Raw genomic sequence first — 17,797 nt, 5'->3', positions numbered from 1 at the left:
CTATTTTTTTATTTTTGATCATGTGCGAGATTTCTCGGAATTGTCGAGGCCACCCACCGGTCTCCAGCGCTGAAATTAAAATGCGATTTTTTTAGACCGGGGGAGTGTATTCTTTTTCCACCGCCGCCTCTCCAATTTTTAGGGCAAATTCCTTTTTGCTTGTGCACTCACACAAATAATCCACTGCATTCGTGTTATACATGCAAAACCGTTTGTCACATTCCTTATTGATTTCCGGGTTGCACATGTATAGAGTCATGCCCTTCATCTTCTTAGCGATCTGTTTCATGTTCCAGGATCTCCTTTGTCTCTGTCAGTTTTTCTATCATGCTATTCACAGATGTCTGTATCTCATCCACCATGCGCTGCACCTTGTCCAGGTCTGATGTATCCACCTGCGTTTTCACAATAATATCCGCCGGCCTTTTGTCTATCATGATGGCATACCCTTCCGGTATCAGCGGTCCCGTTCCACAGTCTCTGTATGATATTCCATCCCGCATCATCTGCCTGTGTACTATGTGAGGCATCCCACACGCTGCACATCTGAGGATCATGTAGTCTGCTGTGTCGGTCCACACTGCTCTGCTCATATCAATCCCACCTTTCCTCTGTCAGAGGTTTCTTGTCCTCCGGCTTTCTGTATCCATGCACCGCCTCATGGCAATCATGGCACAGGCTGATCAGGTTTCTTTTCCTGACTCCATACCACTCATACCATATTTCCAGAGCCAGCTCCGGATGTCGTTTCACATAATTTACATGATGCACAGTGGTCGCCTTGGTATATTTCTTTTTTGCCTTGCATCTCTGGCACTCTCCATGATCCATCTGCAGGACCTTCCTGCGTACCGCTTTCCACTTGCCCCACACATAGAAGCTGTGTATATCCGTCCTGATGCACTCCTGCACATATTCAATTTCCTGCTGTGTCATATTTCCTCCAATGCAAAAGGCCCCGGATACTCCGGAGCCTTTGTGAGGGATATGTCTGAGAACTTTGTCTCATATCTTTTGGACGCTATCACTATATCACAAAAGTTGTCCTGCGAGTACCGCACTTATATTTTTCTTGCCATGAGGTAATAAAAATACCTTCGTACCTGGTAGAAGTAAGTCCTCTCGCATGGCATCCCTTTCTGTTTGATCCAGTGAAAGGTGGCTCCCTCTGTGGTCACGTATTCCAGTAAATACTGATAAAGGCCCCGTTCTTTCCCTATGGCCTCTCTGACTGTGTTTTCCACATTGTCCACTTTCTGCTGCAGCTCCACCCTCCTCTGGGCCAGGGCTGCTGTGGCGTCACTGCCGCTGTGCGCTCCCGGCATCCCAGTGATCTGAGGGCTTTTTACTGTTGAGGTCCTGCTGCCCAGCTCCTCTTTCCATTCTGGGTACTGCAGACAATACGAATAAGCCGTCTGAAATGCGTACTTGCTTATCCCGTATTTCTTTTTGTTCAATGGTCGCACATTCGGCATCCCTTTTTCTCCTCCCTGCTTTTTATTGTTGTCTCATAGCCTTAATAGTATCTTGGTCTGTCTACCTTAATTTCCTCTATGTCTTGCACCGGTATGGCTGTCTCGCTTCCCCATTCATCAGTTATAATCGCAAATGCTCCCTCGTATCGGATACTCTTTGTATAGCTTCCTCCTGCCCTTCCCTCGTGCTTAAACTCTTTCTTGGTTCCGTTTTTCATTTTCACATAAATACTTGCCATGGCTTCTCCTTTCAAAATAATCATCCCATTTCCCGTTACAATAATCGTAAAACGCATCCAGATCTTCCTCTGCCCTATTCCTTGTGAAAATCCGCTTTCGCTTGTCTTTTTTTCTTCGCATAGGAACTCCGGCCATTTTTCTTGCATTATTTGTAAACAGCATTTTCTCGTTTACGTTTTTGTCATAAAGCGCTTCATGAAATTCTCCCTCCACGTTCTCTCCTCCTCATTCGTTTTGATGTCCTCTGTGGAAGTTCCGGCTTTTCTAATCATTTCCATCGCCTCCGCTAATCCTTCTACGGCTTCTTTTGTAGTGAATTGCTTATAACTCATCTCTTTCCTGGTCGTTTTCATTAAGCTGTCTAAAATCTCCAGCTTATGCTGGTTTATATAGTCCAGCCATTGCCGTTCAAGCCACTTTTCTCTCTTATGGTTTTTCCATAATCTCCATGGCCAGGAAATCATGCACCAGATCGCTCCTCCTGCTGCCTGCATGGCCTTTTTTATGGTCTCAAATCCTCCGCAGGCCAGAAATACGCCCTCCGTCATAATGATGAGGAGACTGACCGTAAATACCCCTATATCCTGATAGTTCACTTCTCTTCCCTCCTGCAGATATCCCAGTATTCACACCACAAACAGCAATGCCGGCAGCCTTTTCTCCTTGACCGGAAAAGCCAGTGTCTCAGTCTCTCAGCCATGCCGCTCCTCCTCACATTTTTTGCACTGATTTTCTGATGCCCCAAAACATCCCCGGCAGTCCGGCTCCAGGAATGTGATCCCTGGCTCAACTTTTTCTGCCTCTTCCGGCGGCACAATAAATGGCTCCATGTCCAGGTAATTCCTCCCGATCAACGCCATGAACTCCTCTCTGGAGTGCGTGCGCTCATAGGCTCTCTGGCCGTCCTGCTGCAGGAGGCGCATAATTTCATGATTGTTATGTACCGCCTGGTGCCCCCAGAGATGGTGTTCCAGGCAAAGATAGACTTTCAGCCCCTTTGCCTCTGAGATCTGCCGGTTCGGTCCTCCAAAAATATGATGCTCATGGACTACCGGGTGGATCCGGTAGTCCTTTCTCAGCTTTATGCACAGATAGCAGGTCCCATCCTTTTGGTGGAGGATGCTGGGCTTGTGCTCTTTTCTCTTTTTCCGTCTTTTCTGTTTCGGATACTTCATGCCAGGCTCTCCTCTTTCAGCTTTCTCTCCAGTTCCACCTTGATCCCGTCCTTTGCTTTCTGGAGCCGGATGGTCTGGTTGAAATGTGTGTTTACCGTGATTTTCTTAATTTTTGACGCCTGGATGGCGTCAATGCTGTCTTTGAGCAGAGAAGCGATCTCAGGATACTTCTTTCCCAGCATATCGTCTATATTGGCAATACACGCCTCTTTCTGATACTCCTTTTCCCTCTCCGCTTTTGCCCGGTAACAGTCACATGTGGCCGTTGCTTCCTGGTTGATCAGTTCCTCTGTGGCGTCATCCGGCACCTCCACCATCCTCTGGTTGTTGCAATACCTACAAAATCCTATCTTTGTTGTCATCTCACTTTCCCTCCCTTAATTGAACGGCAGCTCCTCATCAATGCCCTCCGGAATGTTCATGAACCCGTCTCCGTCATATTTCGGCGGCGCCTGCTGCCCCTGCTGGCTTTCTCTCTTGCTCTCTGCGAACTCCTGCTCCTCCACTATTACCTCGGTGGTATATACCTTGTGGCCATCCCTGTTCGTGTAGGATCCGGTCTGGATCCGGCCGGAGATGGAGATCCGCATGGCCTGGCGGAAGTATTTCTCTGCGAACTCTGCAGCTTTCCCGAAAATCACGCAGGGAATAAAATCTGCTGTAGGCTCTCCCTCCCGTTTATATTTCCGATCCACCGCAATGGTATAACGGCCAATGGCCAGAGCTTCCCTTCCCTGGGAATATCTGACCTCTGGATCCCTTGTGAGTCTCCCCACCAAAATCACTTTATTCATCTGCGTTCTCCCTTCCGGATCCCTTTCTGCCTTTTTACCGGCCGGTCCTTCGGTTTCTTCGTCTGCTGCTCCATGGCCTGTTTAACCTGCTCCGTTGTTCTTTTCATCCTCTGCTCCTTCCTACATCCATACTCCCACCAGAGAGAGCACATCCTCCACCCCTCTGGGAATGAATGTCATTCCTGTGTTTTTCCGGATATCCATCTCAATCTCTTTCAGTGTGTCTTTGATCATAAGCGTGTCCGTTGGCTTGTCCAGCTCATAGACCCTGGCCACGTACTTCTCCGGAAAATCCTCCGGGTGCTGGTACACCGCAATAAACGGCACTTTCAGCCCGGAGAAATCTATCTCTTTGACGCTTTCCACTCTTTTCTGCATTTCCTTCTCCTTTCTGCCAGGTGCCTGGCCACCACTACCGGCGGCTCCTCCTGCTCCTCTATCTGCCCTCTAAGCATATCCGCCATATTGGAAAATCCCTGGCTGATGGCGGCCGCAAAGTCCGCCAGTGCCTGCGCTGCTATGGCTGCAGCCTCACAAAATGATTTTCTTATGCGTTCCGCATCCTCCGGAGTAAGTGCCTGTATTTTTGTCAGCGCCTCCACCTGCCCCGGAGTAAGTGTTCCGGAATGGTCCTGCCCTGCTGCCAGGTCCAGTCCATAAGTGACGTGAAACAAATAGCGCCCATCCGCTCCCCTTGGCGGGTTGTGGCCATACCGTTTCTTGTACTGCTTCTTTTTCTGTCTGGTATTCATTTTTTCGTCCATCTCCTTTCCGGCCAGAAATTTGGAGTGTTTTTCCAGAGCGTGCAGCTCCCGTCACATACCCCCGTCCTTGCAAAGATACACTCGGCCATATATTCCGTGGTTTCGCAATGTTCTTTTATTCCTCTGGCGCACATGGTCAAATACTCCGGAGAGTGCAGGACGTTTCCATCCTGCACGACTTCCTGGAGCGTTCTTTTCTTATGCCTCCTCAATCTTCTGGCCATGATCATCCACCTCCTCATTCAGCCACCGCTCCCAGAATGAGGTCTCCGTCATGTCGGCCAGGTTCTCTGTCAGCATGGCTTTCATCATCTTGGCCATCTCCACGGCCATTCCATATGCTGTGAGAGTATCCAGCCAGTCCTTTCTGCTTCCGAATGGTTTCTCTATGACCTCCGGTGCGTTCATAGCCTCAAAGCCGGGTTCTGTTTCTTTCGTTTCCGCTTCTGCTGCCTCCGTTGTCTCCGGTTCAGCGGTTTTTCCATCTTCGTCTCCCAGGTCAGTCTCTCTTTCGGTCTCATCAGGCGCCTCTTTTTCTAGGATTTCCGGGGATTTTTGCGCCGGCGCAATTTCCTCTCCCTGGCTCTCCGTTCCTCCCGGTTCAGCGGTCTGTCCTCCTGCAGTCTCTTCACGATCTCCTTCGCCGCTTTTTTCTCCAGAGGTGTCATCTTCCGTCTCTGCTGTTCCTGACTCATCAGCTGCTCCATAATCTCTCCCGGCTCCTTTCTCAGTTTCCTGCTCAATATCAGTGCTCTTTTTTCCATCTGCTCCACCGTCATCCTCTGGCTCTCCACTTCCTTCTGACTCAGAGGACTGGCCGGCCGGCCCTTCCTGACGTTCTCCACTATCGTCCGGTGCCTGCTGTATGTGATCGCTCCCGTCTCCAGTGCCTGATCCGCTTTCCGGATCACTCTCTTTGCCTCCCTGCTCAGTTCCTTCATCCTCGTCCCCTCCAAAATAGCTCTGCCAGGTTTTCGGGCCTGCTGCCGCCTCCCCGAAAATATCCCGTGTGATCTGCCAGAAATCCCACCAGGTCAGATCCTGCGGATCCGTTCCAAATTTCTTGACCACTACCCGGTTTTCATACATCATCAGGAAGTAGAGGCCTTTCTTGTAGGACCGGTTCCCTCCGGGGTTTACGATCTCCGCAAAGTGTTTGATGGTCTGCTCTTCATATTCCGGCTTGCTGAATACCCCATTGAGGATTTCCGGGTTGTCGTAGTAGAATTTCTCCACCAGCTGGCGCAGATCGTCCGCCACGCCTGCGGCCGGCTCCACCTTATTGAACCGCTTTAACTCCCGGATATCTTCCCGGGATGTCTCCGGCTGGATCATCTGCCGGTCACTTTCCGGCAGTTTCAGCATCTCCTCCAGCTGGCTCCGCCCCAGATCCGCATATTCCGGCCGGAGCTGTTCGGAATATCCGTCAATGGAGTATTCCCGGTTGATGCTCATGAACCGGGAAGTGGTGGACGGTTCCAGGCCATACTCCTCCTTGGCAAATTCCGCTATGCTCTTGTATCCATCATTCTCATAGAGTTTCTGGTCCTCTATCTTTCGGAGTGCGTATCCGATCCGGACAAAGCTCTGCTTTACTCCCAGCAGCTCCTGTCTCAGTTTCCTTTTCATTTCCACCCAGTCGTTGAGTGTCATCTGCACATATTCCATCTTCTGCCTCCTTGCATCCAGATTATTGTTTCTGTGTTCTCAAAGTCTTTCCAGTGTCTATATACCCGTCCGCATGTGCAATCTATGGCATACTCTTCCAGATCGCTCTCTGTGTGCAGCCATGCACAGTGCTCTCTGCAGTGATCTTTGACTCTTTCCAGGAGAGCAAGTTCTCCCTCCGCTTCAATGGCGGCCTTCGCCCGTTTTTTCCATTCCTCCGGCAGGAATGTTCCCGCCGGAGTCTCGTACCTTTCCACAAACCTTGACTTTTCTCTCCTGGTTCCTCTCTTTGTAATCTCATATACTCCGGTGCCCTCTGACCTGCCTACCCTGATTTTGATCCGATAATCCTCAATCATATCGGCCTCCTATGCGATCGCCGCCACCTGCGTTCGGATCCGGTTCTGCTGTCTCCTGATACCCTTCCGGAACTTGTCCAGGACCTTTGTGATGATCGGCTTGTCCGGCTGGCGGTCAAATTCAGAGTAATACTGCAGGATCCGGTCCTGCTGCATGTCAATCTCCAGCGTGTAGTATGGTGTTTCCAGGTCTTCTTTCCTCCGGAGGAAGAGGATCCAGCTGGTGCCTGCTGCCATTTTCCTCATGTAATGGTCATCACGGCCCACGCAATGGTGGAGCGTCCGTCCTTCGTTGATCAGCTCCTCACATTTTCCAGCCGGAATGATCATATACTTTTCATCCTCCCAGAAGTATCTCGCCGCTTCCGGAAGCCTTTCTTTGATCTGCTGATCCAGCTCTCTATATTCCTGGAGGCGTTTCTCATCTTTTCGTTTGTTGTCCAGCTCTACCAGTTCGTTATGTCTGGCTTTCAGATCTCTCGGAAATCTCACAATATCATCCGTGGTGTCGTATCCCTCCGCCTTTGCCATACGGAGATAGTCCGCCCAGGTAATGCACAGTTTTGATACTTCGCCTTTCTGTTTCTTCATGTAGTTGACCATCCGGTTGACGCTCTTTACCTCCTGCAGGATCGGCCTGCATCCGTCCAGGCCCACTTTCTTCTTTTCCAGGTACTCCAGAGACTCCTGGGAGATCTTCACGCCCATGTCCTCCTCATATTGCAGCCACTCCAGCGCATGGAGTCCTCCGTTGATCTGTTTCATGCGGTTGACTCGGTTTCCGTCTATCTGCAGAACATCCACCATGGTGTCTCCACATTGAAAAATCGTACTCGGCTCTCCCCACCATCCGTAATTATCCACAATTTCCGCTGCCAGCCTGGTCAGTCCCGCTTTGGCCAGATACTCCAGGTATGGCCGCTTGTAGAATGTCGTAATATACTTGTTCACATTGAATTTCTCCCGCCTGGCGGCCAGCAGATCCATTCCGCTGTGTTCCAGGTTTCCTCTTTTCAGAGTTTCTGGCAGATCTCCCGGATAGAGGTATGAGGATAAAAAGCGCTTGTTTAGCCCGTTCTTGTCCCAGAACTCCTGCTCAAATTCGTCTGCATTGTATATGGTTCCATACCACACCTTGCCCCAGTGCTGTCCTTCCGGAATGATCGCCCTGATCTCCTCGTTGAGCTGGATCTCTTTTTTCTCTCCGTAGCTCCATCTGCAGATTGCCCGGAACTGGCGCTCGATCCACCCGCTGCCATACTGCTGTAATATGATAATCGGCTCTTTCCTGGTCCGCTCCTGCTGCCGGCAGTTGGCCGTCACTGGTCTCCCGCACTTCGGGCAGACTGTTTTTTCTCCATGCTTCCAGGCTTTCTTTCGCCAGCTTGTAGCTCCGCAGGCGGTACAGCTGTATGTGATCCGCTTTTCCCCTTTTTTGAAAAACAATATGTTCTCCGGGAATATCTCATTTTCCATCCAGGTCTCCGCATCCTCCGGAACACAGGGAACATCCGCCATCATCTGGTCTATTCTCTCCAGCTTTCTCTCAAACGCTTTCTGTCGCTTTCTCGCTCCCAGCCTTACCTCATAGTCCTCTATGCCGTAGGTGTCCAGAAAATCATATGCCCTTTCCTTGTCTTCCCGCGCCGCCCATTTTGTGCTGGGCGTACAGTAGTAATAGTCATTTTTCAAAGGAGATGCATCCATGCACACCCGGATCACGTTTTTCAGCCGTAATGTGTACCACTTTCCATCTATCCAGGCATTGTGGTTTTCTTCATCCGCAAAATACCGTCCTCTGAGCTTGCCCTTGTAAAACAGCGAAATCTCCAGGGCCTTCTCTCCGTCCGCCTCCACGATCTGGCTGGCGCAGATCACGTCCTCCTCGCTGCTGATCCGGGGAGCCTCGCAGGGCTGCGTTTTCAATAACTTTGTCCGTTTCATGCTTTCTCCCCTCCCATGTAGTAGTCCGTGATGATCTTTTTCGCCCTGGCCATGCCCGGGATCCCCAGTGTCACTTTACCGGCGGAGACGCCTGCTGCCTTGATGATGTCCTTGTCAATCTGCTGCTGATTGGAAAATGACCATTTCAGTAGGGCAGCAATGCAGCCTTTCAGGCTCTTTCCTTTTTTTCGGACCTGGTACGCCAGGATCTCGTTTTCCATGCACTGGCCTCTGAGATATTCCACCCAGTCCTCCATGATCTCCTGTGGTTTCAGCTCCGCTACCTCCACGTCAATCTTTCCCATGGCTGCGGTCAGCGGATCGCAGAGCACCGGGATGTCTCCCTGCAGGTACATCTGAATAAATTCATTCTGTATCCCGTTCTCCTTTGCCATTGCTTTCAGACTCTCTGTGTCTCCCTCATTGAACAGATTTTCTGCCAGCTCGTTGATTTCTCCAAAAGAATTGAGTTCTCCAAACTTCTCAAACATTCTCCTGCTCCTTTCGTTTTTCTATTTCCCCCTGCAGCCACCCGGTATATTCATGCTTTCCGGGAGACGTCAGGATGAGATGCTTGTTTGACAGGCTCCATATCCTCATCCACTCCTCCTGGTTGGCCACCGGCTTTTTCTTACTGGTCAGAAATTCGTTTCCCGCCCAGATCGCCAGGTTGCGCTCCAGCATATTGAGGACAAAATCATCCTCTGTGCAGATGCAGACCTCACAGCTCTGGTTGAACCTTCCCAGGGCCTCCGCCAGTGCTGTCAATACCGCCTGATGATATGTACCCGTTACTTTTCCAAATCCCTCTCGTGTCTTCGCCTCTCCTCCCACCATGCACTCCAGCACATAGCCGTAATGTTTCTCTGTGGCTTTCGGAGAGCTGCTGTCTGTGGTTATATAGATCTTTGTCTGATACAATTTATTTCCTCCTATACCGGATCATGGTGTATCGTCTGTACTTAAATCCCGTAACCGGGTTGATGCCCTCATGGATGTGGGCCATGTAGTATCCTTTCTTTGGTTTCGGCTCCGGTTTCCACCGCACCAGCTTGTCCTTCTTTGGCTCCGGCAGAGGCATATTCCGGCTGGTTCCATAATTGGCCTCCCGGAGTCTGGGCTTTCCCGGTGTCCCGTCCTTTTTAGTCTCTACCGTGTGCTGGTCCTTCGTGATGTAGCTGGCCAGCTTTGTAAAGTCCTCGTCATAGTATTGGCTTTTCCGGATCTCCGTGAACCAGGTGCCTCCCTTCTCCCAGGCTTTTTGGATGATGCTGGCCGTGTCCCCGATCTCGTTGATGATCAGATGGATGTGCCAGGCTCCCCTGGTGCCCTGCTCTATATTCCGGATCCAGAACACCTCATACCCTCGTTTCTTGTATTCCTTCCGTACATACCTCATGGCCTTTTGAAAATCTTTCAGAGCCGCTGCCATATCCGGCGGCCGGTTCTGCACACTGTAGGTCCATGTCGCCCAGATATCCCCCGGCTTGAAATACTCCAGTAACCGGTGCCGGCATCTCCTGGCCTTGTTCCTGGCATTTACGGCCCGCATCTGCTCCTCTGTGGGTTTTGCCCTCTTGTTCCTCTTTACTCCCGGGGCGCCATACCTCCCATCATGGAACTCCTCCACATCAATGATGGCTCCCCTCCGGAACCTATATGTTTTCCTCTTTATTGCCATAGTATCTGTCCTATCTTTAATAGCTTTATCAAGTCCAAAACGGCAGGCAAAAGCCCCCGTTTTCCTTGACTTTATAAGGCCGTAGTGATACTATGGTTCCAGGAAGTTTTTCCATAGCCCACCGGGCCTGCTGGCGTTTGCAGACGCCAGCTTTTTTCATGTTCAGACCACAGCCTCAACGGTCACTCCGTTCTCCTCTGCGATCTTCTTGGCGAACTCCATGACCTCCTCCATGGATCCGCTCGTGCAATACATATTTGCTCTATTCCCGGATGGCAGCGTTACATTTGCGCTCCACCTTATGATCTTGATCGGGTTCTCCCCTATCTCCCTGCTTCTCATATCCACCTCCGGCGGTGCCCTTATCATGTGACCGCCTCCTTTTTCTGGCTTGTGTACCCTGTTGGTCTTTTCGCATTAAAAAGACTCCGAAAACCTGTTGACCTACCACACGCTCTCTGGTCGGCGTGACCACCGTCATTTTTGCATGGTACCCATGAGACAGCTCTTGACCTGCTGCCGCACCTATGCAGGGAGCCACCCTGCTATAACACGCTCTGCCGGAGTCGGACCGGCCCTGGCTGCCCGGTGCAGAGAGCGCAATTTTCATTCATCATCTTTTCTGTTGGCCGCTATAAGCGCCCATAAGATAACCGCAAAGGCTCCGAACAGGGCGCCTCCCAGAAATGCTGCTACATATTCCACGGCTCATCCTCCTCTCCGTCCTCTTCAAACCAGTTATTTGCTATGGAGAAGAGCACTAGCCACATCCCGCTTATGGCGCAGATGATCAGGCATGTGGGAATACTGATCCTCCCATCCGGGCTGTCTATGCCGCATACTGCTCCAACATACGCCAGGGCCGCCACCGCTGTGATGGTCTTTAGGATCCCGTTGTGGATCCGCCTACGCCATTTTCTGACCGGCCGGCTGTGCCACCAGTACCGGCACCTCCTGGATATCCGCTGTGATTTTTGCCTTATACTTCTCTGACAGGATCCCTGCCAGCACCTCATAAAATCTCTTAACATCAAAATTCCCTCTGACCTCCATTTCCTACCTCCTGCCGTACCCGGCGCCTGATCTCTCTGTTCAATCTGTTTACTTCCTCCCGGTGCTTTTTCCGGCTCTCTGCTGTGAGTGCGTAATGAGCCAGATCCAGCTCCCGGTTCCGTTTCCGTATCAATTCTGTTGTGGTGTTCACTTTGTCCTCCCTTGTCATTCCCCGCTTATGCTCCTATACTTTACTTGCAGGCTCCCTGGCCGGAGCTGAGTACATAGGAAAGGAGCATTGTATGAAGTTTCTTAGAGATGTCGTGAAGGATGCTGTGAAAGAGCATCCATTCCAGCGTGTTTCTGATCTGACTCCTGATGAGTTTACAGAGCTGATGACTGATGTTCTTGAAAATGCTCTGCATTCTCAAGAATTTAATGAGCGTCTATCAGGTGAGATCGTTACCGCTTATCGCCAACTAAAGTAAATTTTGTGTTTCGCTGGCACTCTTTTGATGCCTCTGTTGATTCTCTATAGAGTGCCAGCATCACAACATCCACTTCGCTGATGGTGTATCCCGCCGCCTCGCAGTAGTGTAGGACCGCCGCAGCCAGTTCCTCCGGATCCGCTTTCTCGCCCATCTTTGCCACTACCGTCTGGCCCTGCTCCAGTAATTCCATAATTTCATTCATGCTTTTCTCCTCCGTCCTTCCATCTGTATGGCTCTTTTCTGACTCTTACGCTGATCACGCCGTCCGGCCCGTGGATGGTCTCCGACTCATATCCTGCTGCCGCTTGCTCATAGATCTGTGTGATCACATCCAGCGGGTTCACTGCTCTCCCCAGGTGCTCCTGGATGATCGCCATATAATTACATTCTGTCGGCTGGCAGATGGCGCTCCAGCTGCATCTCTCGCAGGCCTCGCAACGTCTGTTTTTGCCTCTGTCATTGATGTCTGTGTAGGTTATAAAATCCGTCTCGCTATCCACTGTGTAATGTATTCTCATTCCGCAGGGAGCAAATTCTTTCAGATCCTGGACCATAGGTACCTCCTTTCCGAAACTTACTTCAGTAAATAAATAAACAAGCATGTTGCCGCCGCTGATATACATACGCTGATCAGCGTGCACATGATACAGATCCGGCGCATCATCAACTTAGGTCTTTCATAATCTTCCATAGCGTCCGCTACATCCACCAGGGCGGATGCTATGGCATCTCTGACCTCATATCCGTCTTTGGAACTCATTACTTTTCCCGCTGCAGATCTAATCCTCTTTGATATTCTCTTCATAGGTGCCTCCTTCTTTATTAAACTTGAAAATATAAAAGCTATTTGTGTCTTATTAAGACACTTTTGAGGCAAAAAAAATTTCATCTACCTCCTCTGCAGTCAAACTATATCTCTCTTTGATTTTTGAAATTTCTCTCTGTGTAAATTCTGCTCCATTCGTTTCATTCATTTTATTCGAGAGCGTAGTTCTTGCAATTCCTATATGCATAGCAAGGGTTTTTCCAATATCTCCGTGTAACTTCATTTTGGCTTCCAAAAGTTTTTTGTTCATAAATTTCACCTCTTTTCTATTTGCGTCTTGTCAAGACACTTATACAGTAGCACTTCATTCTCGCACTGTCAACAGTTTTGTTGTCTTTTTAAGACACTTTTTCTTATTTTTCTTGCATTATTCCATGATGTGTAGTAATATTAAGACACTGAAAGCGAGGTGTAGTCATATGTGTATGTCAAAAAGAATAAAAGAACGCCGCATCGCCATGGGATACACTCAGGAAGAGCTTGCTTCAAAATTAAATCTCCAAAAATCTGCTATAGCGAAATATGAAAACGGACGAGTTGAAAACATAAAGAGATCTACCATAGAAAAAATGGCTCAGGTTTTGGACTGTCGCCCCTCATATTTAATGGGATGGGATGGCACATCTTCTACGCACCCTAATCCATCCATCACCATGAATCAGATAGAAGAACGAATTATAATAGAATATCGCAAGGCAGACGATATAACAAAGGCAATGGTGCTACGTGCTCTTTCCATTGATGATGCTGCAACAAAAGGGGAGCCAGCAAAAATGGCATAAAATACTATAAGGACAAAAATATTTTATATGTAAACTTTGCTAATACAAAAAGGAGATAACAATGAGAGAATATAAAGGACGTTCTTTACTGGATTTTCCAGAGTATTATGCAGTGGTTGATATAGAAACCACTGGTTTGGATCCGGCACGTGATCACATTATTGAAATAGGTGCTATCAAAATTGTAGATGGAAGTATATCAGATACTTTTTCAACTTTGGTAAACCCTGGTGTTCAGATAGATTCATTTATAACAGATCTTACCGGAATTGCGAATCAAGACTTGATATCTGCTCCGGAGCCAGAACACGCATTATCTGACTTTTTTGATTTTATAGGGGACTCCATTCTGGTCGGCCACAATGTCCATTTTGATATCAATTTCCTATATGATGCCATGAAGCAATACCTTAATAAGTATTTAGAGAACAACTTTGTAGATACTATGAAATTAAGCAAAAAATATTTTCGGTCTGCTCCCTCCTACAAACTGACTGAACTGGCACGTTTCCTTGATATCCCTGTTGATAATTCTCACAGGGCACTGGATGACTGCGAAACTACGTATCACCTTTATCAGAAGCTGCAGGAAGCTTCCCTAAAACCTACTGATGTGGAACAATCCTTACTGGAGACCTTAGTATTTGATGAATCAAATCCTTTTTACAATAAGCGGATCGCCGTGAAAGGGCTGCCACAGTTATACTCATATGCTTTTATGAAAGAGGTATCTTCCAAATGCCAGGCATCCATGAGTGATATATTTTATAGTTCATGCGACTACATTATTTTTAGTAATTATACATACCAAAGATACAAGAGAGGAGAGATCAGCGAAAAGTTTGAAAAAGCAAATAGACTTACAGATGCAGGTACTCTGATAATCCTTTCAGAAAAGGACTGGTGTAAAATGTTAGGGATTCCGGTTCCTAAAACAAATAAGTCACATCCTTCTCTATCAGCAAAGGATATTGTAACCACCCGGACTGAATTTGATGAAACACATCCTTTGTATGGAAAATTGTGTGTGTTTACTGGTACCCTTGAAAAAATGCAGCGGAAAGATGCCATGCAAATAGTAGTAGACCTCGGTGGACAGGTAGGAAATTCTGTGACAAAAAAGACCAACTTTTTAATTCTGGGCAATAATGACTACTGCCCTCTGATAAAAGATGGGAAGAGTTCCAAACAAAAGAAAGCGGAAGCCTTAAAGCTGGCTGGCAATGATATTGAAATTATATCCGAGGATGTTTTTTATGACATGATTTCTGAAGAATAATTGCGCCAGCGCAATCAAAGAAGAATCGAAACGGTGACAAATTGTCACCGGCTAAAAATAAAAGCCGCCCCTGCGCCAACAGAGACGGCCAGAGAATTACTATACCGGTGATAATACCGATATAAGCAACCCCGAACAAGTTGATTATATCACATTTTTTTATCACCTGTATAGGTGTATTTTTTATACCTTTTTACAGGAGTGATATTATGTCAGAAAAAGAAATTGAGAACAGACTGATCCGTGTTGCGCTGTATATCCGTGTCTCCGGAGAGGAGCAGAAAATAAAAGGCCTCTCCCTGGAGTCTCAAAGGGAACGCCTGGAGGCCTATGCAAAAGAACGTGGCTGGGTTATTGTCGGCGTCTATATTGATGCCGCAAAAACGGCCAGGAAAAAGCTGCACAAGCGTACTGAGTTCCAGAAAATGCTGGATGCCGTCCGGCGGGATGAGGTTGATATGCTGCTTTTTACCCGCCTGGATCGCTGGTTTCGGTCCGTTCCGGACTACTATAAGGTCATGGAAATCCTGGAGGCCCATCACTGTGAATGGAAAACCATAGATGACGGGGAGGGTTATGATACTACTACCGCCAGTGGGCGGCTGTATATCAATATCAAGCTCTCCATTGCACAGAATGAGGCAGATCTGGACGGGGAGAGGATAGACGTTGTATTTGACAGCAAGGTGCAGCATGGCACTGTCCTCTCCGGGAACTGTCCTTTCTGGCTGCGTGTGAATGATGAGAAGCGTCTGGAGCTGATCCCGGAAAAGGCCGCCATCATGCAGGATGCTTTTGATTATTATGAGCGGAGCACTTCCCAGCGTGCTACGATCCGGTATATCCGTGAGACCTATGGTGTAAACTGGTGTGACGCCACTTTCCGGCGGATGCTCCATGATAAGCTGGCCATAGGCGTCTATGACCGGAACGGGAGATATAATCCGAACTTTTGCCCTGCTGCCATCAACAAGGAGCAGTTTGACCGGGTGCAGGAGCTGACCAGCAGGAACTCCCGGAGCAATCCATCCGGCAAGGTATATATTTTCACTGGGATCCTTGTCTGCGAGGAGTGCCGGCATAATCTGGTTGGATATCAGACACGGGATTTTTTCTATTACCGCTGTAACCAGCATTTTCAGAGAGGCCGCTGCTGCCATAACCGTTCCGCCCGGGAGGATCGGATTGAGACCTGGCTTTTTGAGCATCTGTCTGATGAGATTGAAAAGTATGAGGTGTCCTGGGATGTCCAGGCCGCTGAACGGAAAAAGACTGCTGCCAGTGTGGACCGCTCCACCCTGCGCCGCAAGCTCACAAAGCTCAAAGAGCTGTATCTGAATGATCTGATTGATATTGAGGAATACAAGAAAGATTATGAGACCTATACCGCCGCCCTGGAAAAGCTGCAGGCGCCGGCGCCGGATGAGAAGCGCATAGATCTGTCCGGAGTCCGCCAGGTCGTTTCCAAAGGCTTCCGGGAGATCTATGATACTTTATCCCGGGAGGAAAAGCGGACGCTCTGGAAAAGCGTGATCAAAGAGATCCGCATTGATAATGGCCAGAATATCACTGGCATTTCATTTTTTTAATCTTTTGTGTACTAACCGTACAGTACCGGTCGGCTCATCTGCAAGGATCAGCTGCGGTTTTGTGATGAGAGCTCTTGCAACCGCCGCCCTTTGCTTTTGTCCGCCAGAGATCTCATAAGGAAATTTCCCAAGGATCTGGCTGATTCCCAGCTTTTCTGCAATGGGCTTAAGGCGCCCTGACATTTCTTCATAGCTTTTGCCGGAAAGAACCAGCGGCAAAAAGATATTATCCTGCACAGAAAACGTATCCAGAAGATTAAAGTCCTGAAAGACAAACCCCAGATTCTGACGCCGGAAAGCTGCCACTTCTTTTTCTTTTACTTTACTTAGATCGTTTCCCTTCAGATAAACTCTCCCTGACGTAGGTTTATCCAACGCAGCCAGAATGTTCAAAAGTGTGGTCTTACCGGAACCGGATTCTCCCATGATCGCAACATATTCTCTTGGTTCCACGGAAAAATTTACATTTTTCAGTGCTTCCACCTGATTCCCTCCAAAGCGGGTCGTATATATTTTCTTTACATTTTTCACTTCCAGTAATGACATAAAAAACCTGCCTCCTTTTTTGCCTTTGTCATTTTATTTACAGGCCTATTATACAAAAGAAGGCAGGTCTCTTCCATTCATTTAACTTACATTCCGGCCCTTCATCCTTACATTTTTGTCACATCCATGTAAGTAAACATTGTCGGAAATTTCAGGAAACTTCTCTTATGCAACTGGCTTGATACCATTCAACGCGATAAAAAACTCCATAATAAAAAACAATATCATCCACACCGCTGTCAGGGCAGAAAACCACATGGATTTTTCAGGACGATTTTCTCTCCACCAGGAAGCAATCTTATCCCGTTTTCTGCAAAAAATGACACAGGTAAGAACAGCAAATCCAATAAGCGTACCGTATTCTACCACACTTGCCGCTGTTTCCGGTAAAAGCTTTGCCAGTTTTCCCAAAGCCTCACTGAAAATCACATTATTCAGTATATGAAGAGCAATAGACCACCGAATGGAATACTCCGATGCTATATAGCCAAACACAACTCCTGCCGCAACAGCAAATAGTCCCTGGGGAAAATTCCCATGCATTACTCCAAAAAGCAGTGCTGATATCCCTACTGCAAATCCTTTGCCGTAACTCATAAGACTCTGCATCACGATTCCCCGGTACACCAGTTCTTCCGCTATCGGCCCTACCAGCCCCACATAGAGAAACATTGACCAGTCCGTGCTTGCAGATGCGGCACTGTCCACTGATGCCTGAAGAGAATAACCAAACTGATTTAAAATAATCTCTGCCAATGCCGCTCCCACAATAAAAAGCACCTGCAGCGACATAAATACACAGGCCATCTGTCCAAATACCGCTGGTGTCATCCCCTTTTTCCTTACAAAGCTCTCCTTAAGATAGCCATTTTTTCTATGCCGTATTCCAAGATATAAAAGCCCTGCTGCCACGCCTGCAATACTCAAGACACCTGCATAATTTCCCAGACTTCTTTCCAGGATTTTCTGCATCGTACCAGAGTCTCCTGCACAAGAAGGATTCAACGCGACATACACACCATATCCCACTGCAAAAAGCAATGTCACTCCTACAAGGATCACATTATAAAACAGTACCCCTCTGGCTGTGTGATTTATCTTCTTTTTTAAAGCTCTTTTCTTTGTGTCCATTGTTATTTCTCCTTTCTTTCCTGTATTCACCATATCTCACTTTGGAAAGAACGGAGTTTT

At 48.2% G+C, this 17,797-nt stretch carries 31 protein-coding genes and 1 pseudogene; 4 read left to right on the top strand and 28 right to left on the bottom strand.

What is annotated here, in order from left to right; genetic code table 11:
• Window positions 1-91: 91 nt before the first annotated feature.
• The 22 genes from EUBC25_RS12505 to EUBC25_RS12400 all read right to left on the bottom strand — a co-directional run bounded on the left by EUBC25_RS12505 (window position 92) and on the right by EUBC25_RS12400 (window position 11,304).
• Complete coding sequence (locus tag EUBC25_RS12505; protein ID WP_230105816.1) at window positions 92-289, bottom strand: hypothetical protein; 198 nt, start codon at window positions 287-289, stop codon at window positions 92-94.
• Window positions 273-593: a hypothetical protein gene (locus EUBC25_RS12500; RefSeq protein WP_230105815.1), complete on the bottom strand. Its 321-nt coding sequence runs from the start codon at window positions 591-593 to the stop codon at window positions 273-275. The genes EUBC25_RS12505 and EUBC25_RS12500 overlap by 17 nt, the downstream gene beginning before the upstream one ends.
• A gap of 1 nt (window position 594) precedes the next feature.
• Window positions 595-936: an HNH endonuclease gene (locus EUBC25_RS12495; protein WP_230105814.1), complete on the bottom strand. Its 342-nt coding sequence runs from the start codon at window positions 934-936 to the stop codon at window positions 595-597.
• A gap of 125 nt (window positions 937-1,061) precedes the next feature.
• Window positions 1,062-1,475: a hypothetical protein gene (locus tag EUBC25_RS12490; RefSeq protein ID WP_230105813.1), complete on the bottom strand. Its 414-nt coding sequence runs from the start codon at window positions 1,473-1,475 to the stop codon at window positions 1,062-1,064.
• Window positions 1,476-1,516: 41 nt separating this feature from the next.
• A complete protein-coding gene (locus EUBC25_RS12485; RefSeq protein ID WP_230105812.1) occupies window positions 1,517-1,771 on the bottom strand; it encodes a hypothetical protein in 255 nt (84 codons plus the stop codon).
• 114 nt (window positions 1,772-1,885) lie between these two features.
• Window positions 1,886-2,311, bottom strand: a complete 426-nt coding sequence (locus EUBC25_RS12480) for a hypothetical protein (protein WP_230105811.1) — start codon at window positions 2,309-2,311, stop codon at window positions 1,886-1,888.
• A gap of 96 nt (window positions 2,312-2,407) precedes the next feature.
• On the bottom strand, window positions 2,408-2,890 hold the full coding sequence (locus tag EUBC25_RS12475; RefSeq protein WP_230105810.1) for a hypothetical protein: 483 nt from the start codon (window positions 2,888-2,890) through the stop codon (window positions 2,408-2,410).
• Complete coding sequence (locus tag EUBC25_RS12470) at window positions 2,887-3,252, bottom strand: hypothetical protein (protein WP_230105809.1); 366 nt, start codon at window positions 3,250-3,252, stop codon at window positions 2,887-2,889. Before EUBC25_RS12470 ends, EUBC25_RS12475 begins: the two co-directional genes overlap by 4 nt.
• A gap of 15 nt (window positions 3,253-3,267) precedes the next feature.
• Window positions 3,268-3,684 carry a single-stranded DNA-binding protein gene (locus EUBC25_RS12465; protein ID WP_230105808.1) on the bottom strand — a complete coding sequence of 139 codons (417 nt, stop codon included), beginning with the start codon at window positions 3,682-3,684 and terminating at the stop codon, window positions 3,268-3,270.
• Between the two features lie 120 nt (window positions 3,685-3,804).
• Complete coding sequence (locus tag EUBC25_RS12460) at window positions 3,805-4,062, bottom strand: hypothetical protein (protein ID WP_230105807.1); 258 nt, start codon at window positions 4,060-4,062, stop codon at window positions 3,805-3,807.
• Window positions 4,029-4,436: a hypothetical protein gene (locus EUBC25_RS12455; RefSeq protein WP_230105806.1), complete on the bottom strand. Its 408-nt coding sequence runs from the start codon at window positions 4,434-4,436 to the stop codon at window positions 4,029-4,031. Before EUBC25_RS12455 ends, EUBC25_RS12460 begins: the two co-directional genes overlap by 34 nt.
• Complete coding sequence (locus tag EUBC25_RS12450) at window positions 4,433-4,672, bottom strand: hypothetical protein (protein WP_230105805.1); 240 nt, start codon at window positions 4,670-4,672, stop codon at window positions 4,433-4,435. Before EUBC25_RS12450 ends, EUBC25_RS12455 begins: the two co-directional genes overlap by 4 nt.
• Complete coding sequence (locus EUBC25_RS12445) at window positions 4,647-6,116, bottom strand: hypothetical protein (protein ID WP_230105804.1); 1,470 nt, start codon at window positions 6,114-6,116, stop codon at window positions 4,647-4,649. The genes EUBC25_RS12450 and EUBC25_RS12445 overlap by 26 nt, the downstream gene beginning before the upstream one ends.
• Window positions 6,098-6,475: a hypothetical protein gene (locus EUBC25_RS12440; RefSeq protein WP_230105803.1), complete on the bottom strand. Its 378-nt coding sequence runs from the start codon at window positions 6,473-6,475 to the stop codon at window positions 6,098-6,100. Before EUBC25_RS12440 ends, EUBC25_RS12445 begins: the two co-directional genes overlap by 19 nt.
• Before the next feature lie 9 nt (window positions 6,476-6,484).
• The gene (locus EUBC25_RS12435) at window positions 6,485-8,419 is read right to left on the bottom strand and encodes a PcfJ domain-containing protein (protein ID WP_230105802.1); all 1,935 of its coding nucleotides are present in this window, start codon (window positions 8,417-8,419) and stop codon (window positions 6,485-6,487) included.
• Entirely contained in the window at window positions 8,416-8,910 is a 495-nt protein-coding gene (locus EUBC25_RS12430; RefSeq protein WP_230105801.1) for a hypothetical protein, read from the bottom strand. The genes EUBC25_RS12435 and EUBC25_RS12430 overlap by 4 nt, the downstream gene beginning before the upstream one ends.
• Window positions 8,903-9,340, bottom strand: a complete 438-nt coding sequence (locus EUBC25_RS12425; RefSeq protein WP_230105800.1) for an RNase H family protein — start codon at window positions 9,338-9,340, stop codon at window positions 8,903-8,905. Before EUBC25_RS12425 ends, EUBC25_RS12430 begins: the two co-directional genes overlap by 8 nt.
• 1 nt (window position 9,341) lies before the next feature.
• Complete coding sequence (locus EUBC25_RS12420; RefSeq protein WP_230105799.1) at window positions 9,342-10,100, bottom strand: rolling circle replication-associated protein; 759 nt, start codon at window positions 10,098-10,100, stop codon at window positions 9,342-9,344.
• 162 nt (window positions 10,101-10,262) lie between these two features.
• The gene (locus EUBC25_RS12415; RefSeq protein WP_230105798.1) at window positions 10,263-10,469 is read right to left on the bottom strand and encodes a hypothetical protein; all 207 of its coding nucleotides are present in this window, start codon (window positions 10,467-10,469) and stop codon (window positions 10,263-10,265) included.
• A 323-nt stretch (window positions 10,470-10,792) separates the two neighbouring features.
• Window positions 10,793-10,969 (bottom strand): hypothetical protein, encoded by a 177-nt coding sequence (locus EUBC25_RS12410; protein WP_230105797.1) that lies wholly within the window; start codon window positions 10,967-10,969, stop codon window positions 10,793-10,795.
• Between the two features lie 37 nt (window positions 10,970-11,006).
• Window positions 11,007-11,153 carry a hypothetical protein gene (locus tag EUBC25_RS12405; RefSeq protein WP_230105796.1) on the bottom strand — a complete coding sequence of 49 codons (147 nt, stop codon included), beginning with the start codon at window positions 11,151-11,153 and terminating at the stop codon, window positions 11,007-11,009.
• Window positions 11,131-11,304, bottom strand: a complete 174-nt coding sequence (locus EUBC25_RS12400) for a hypothetical protein (protein ID WP_230105795.1) — start codon at window positions 11,302-11,304, stop codon at window positions 11,131-11,133. Before EUBC25_RS12400 ends, EUBC25_RS12405 begins: the two co-directional genes overlap by 23 nt.
• A gap of 91 nt (window positions 11,305-11,395) precedes the next feature.
• On the opposite strand from EUBC25_RS12400, the gene EUBC25_RS12395 reads away from it, so the two are divergent.
• Window positions 11,396-11,581 (top strand): hypothetical protein, encoded by a 186-nt coding sequence (locus tag EUBC25_RS12395; protein ID WP_230105794.1) that lies wholly within the window; start codon window positions 11,396-11,398, stop codon window positions 11,579-11,581.
• Here EUBC25_RS12395 and EUBC25_RS12390 read toward each other — a convergent pair.
• From EUBC25_RS12390 to EUBC25_RS12375, 4 genes are read right to left on the bottom strand one after another with little or no spacing between them, the layout of a single operon-like run.
• Window positions 11,556-11,786, bottom strand: a complete 231-nt coding sequence (locus EUBC25_RS12390; protein ID WP_230105793.1) for a hypothetical protein — start codon at window positions 11,784-11,786, stop codon at window positions 11,556-11,558. The two genes, EUBC25_RS12395 and EUBC25_RS12390, sit on opposite strands and share 26 nt — an antisense overlap.
• Window positions 11,779-12,138 (bottom strand): hypothetical protein, encoded by a 360-nt coding sequence (locus EUBC25_RS12385; protein WP_230105792.1) that lies wholly within the window; start codon window positions 12,136-12,138, stop codon window positions 11,779-11,781. The genes EUBC25_RS12390 and EUBC25_RS12385 overlap by 8 nt, the downstream gene beginning before the upstream one ends.
• A 20-nt stretch (window positions 12,139-12,158) precedes the next feature.
• A complete protein-coding gene (locus EUBC25_RS12380) occupies window positions 12,159-12,389 on the bottom strand; it encodes a hypothetical protein (protein ID WP_230105791.1) in 231 nt (76 codons plus the stop codon).
• A 52-nt stretch (window positions 12,390-12,441) separates the two neighbouring features.
• A complete protein-coding gene (locus EUBC25_RS12375; RefSeq protein ID WP_230105790.1) occupies window positions 12,442-12,660 on the bottom strand; it encodes a hypothetical protein in 219 nt (72 codons plus the stop codon).
• 175 nt (window positions 12,661-12,835) lie between these two features.
• On the opposite strand from EUBC25_RS12375, the gene EUBC25_RS12370 reads away from it, so the two are divergent.
• The 3 genes from EUBC25_RS12370 to EUBC25_RS12360 all read left to right on the top strand — a co-directional run bounded on the left by EUBC25_RS12370 (window position 12,836) and on the right by EUBC25_RS12360 (window position 16,060).
• Window positions 12,836-13,192, top strand: a complete 357-nt coding sequence (locus tag EUBC25_RS12370) for a helix-turn-helix domain-containing protein (protein ID WP_230105789.1) — start codon at window positions 12,836-12,838, stop codon at window positions 13,190-13,192.
• Window positions 13,193-13,253: 61 nt separating this feature from the next.
• Window positions 13,254-14,471: an exonuclease domain-containing protein gene (locus EUBC25_RS12365; RefSeq protein WP_230105788.1), complete on the top strand. Its 1,218-nt coding sequence runs from the start codon at window positions 13,254-13,256 to the stop codon at window positions 14,469-14,471.
• 209 nt (window positions 14,472-14,680) lie between these two features.
• Window positions 14,681-16,060 carry a recombinase family protein gene (locus tag EUBC25_RS12360; RefSeq protein ID WP_230105787.1) on the top strand — a complete coding sequence of 460 codons (1,380 nt, stop codon included), beginning with the start codon at window positions 14,681-14,683 and terminating at the stop codon, window positions 16,058-16,060.
• Window positions 16,061-16,078: 18 nt separating this feature from the next.
• Here EUBC25_RS12360 and EUBC25_RS12355 read toward each other — a convergent pair.
• A pseudogene (locus tag EUBC25_RS12355) lies at window positions 16,079-16,606 on the bottom strand (ABC transporter ATP-binding protein); the annotation flags it as partial.
• A 165-nt stretch (window positions 16,607-16,771) separates the two neighbouring features.
• Window positions 16,772-17,737, bottom strand: coding sequence for a CPBP family intramembrane glutamic endopeptidase (locus EUBC25_RS12350; RefSeq protein ID WP_230105785.1), 966 nt, complete (start codon window positions 17,735-17,737; stop codon window positions 16,772-16,774).
• Window positions 17,738-17,797 lie beyond the last annotated feature (60 nt).

Origin of the sequence: Claveliimonas bilis (genome assembly GCF_020892095.1) — a bacterium.
Lineage (GTDB): Bacteria > Bacillota > Clostridia > Lachnospirales > Lachnospiraceae > Claveliimonas > Claveliimonas bilis.
Note: the sequence above shows the minus strand (reverse complement) of the source record. Positions and strands in the feature narration are given on the sequence as shown.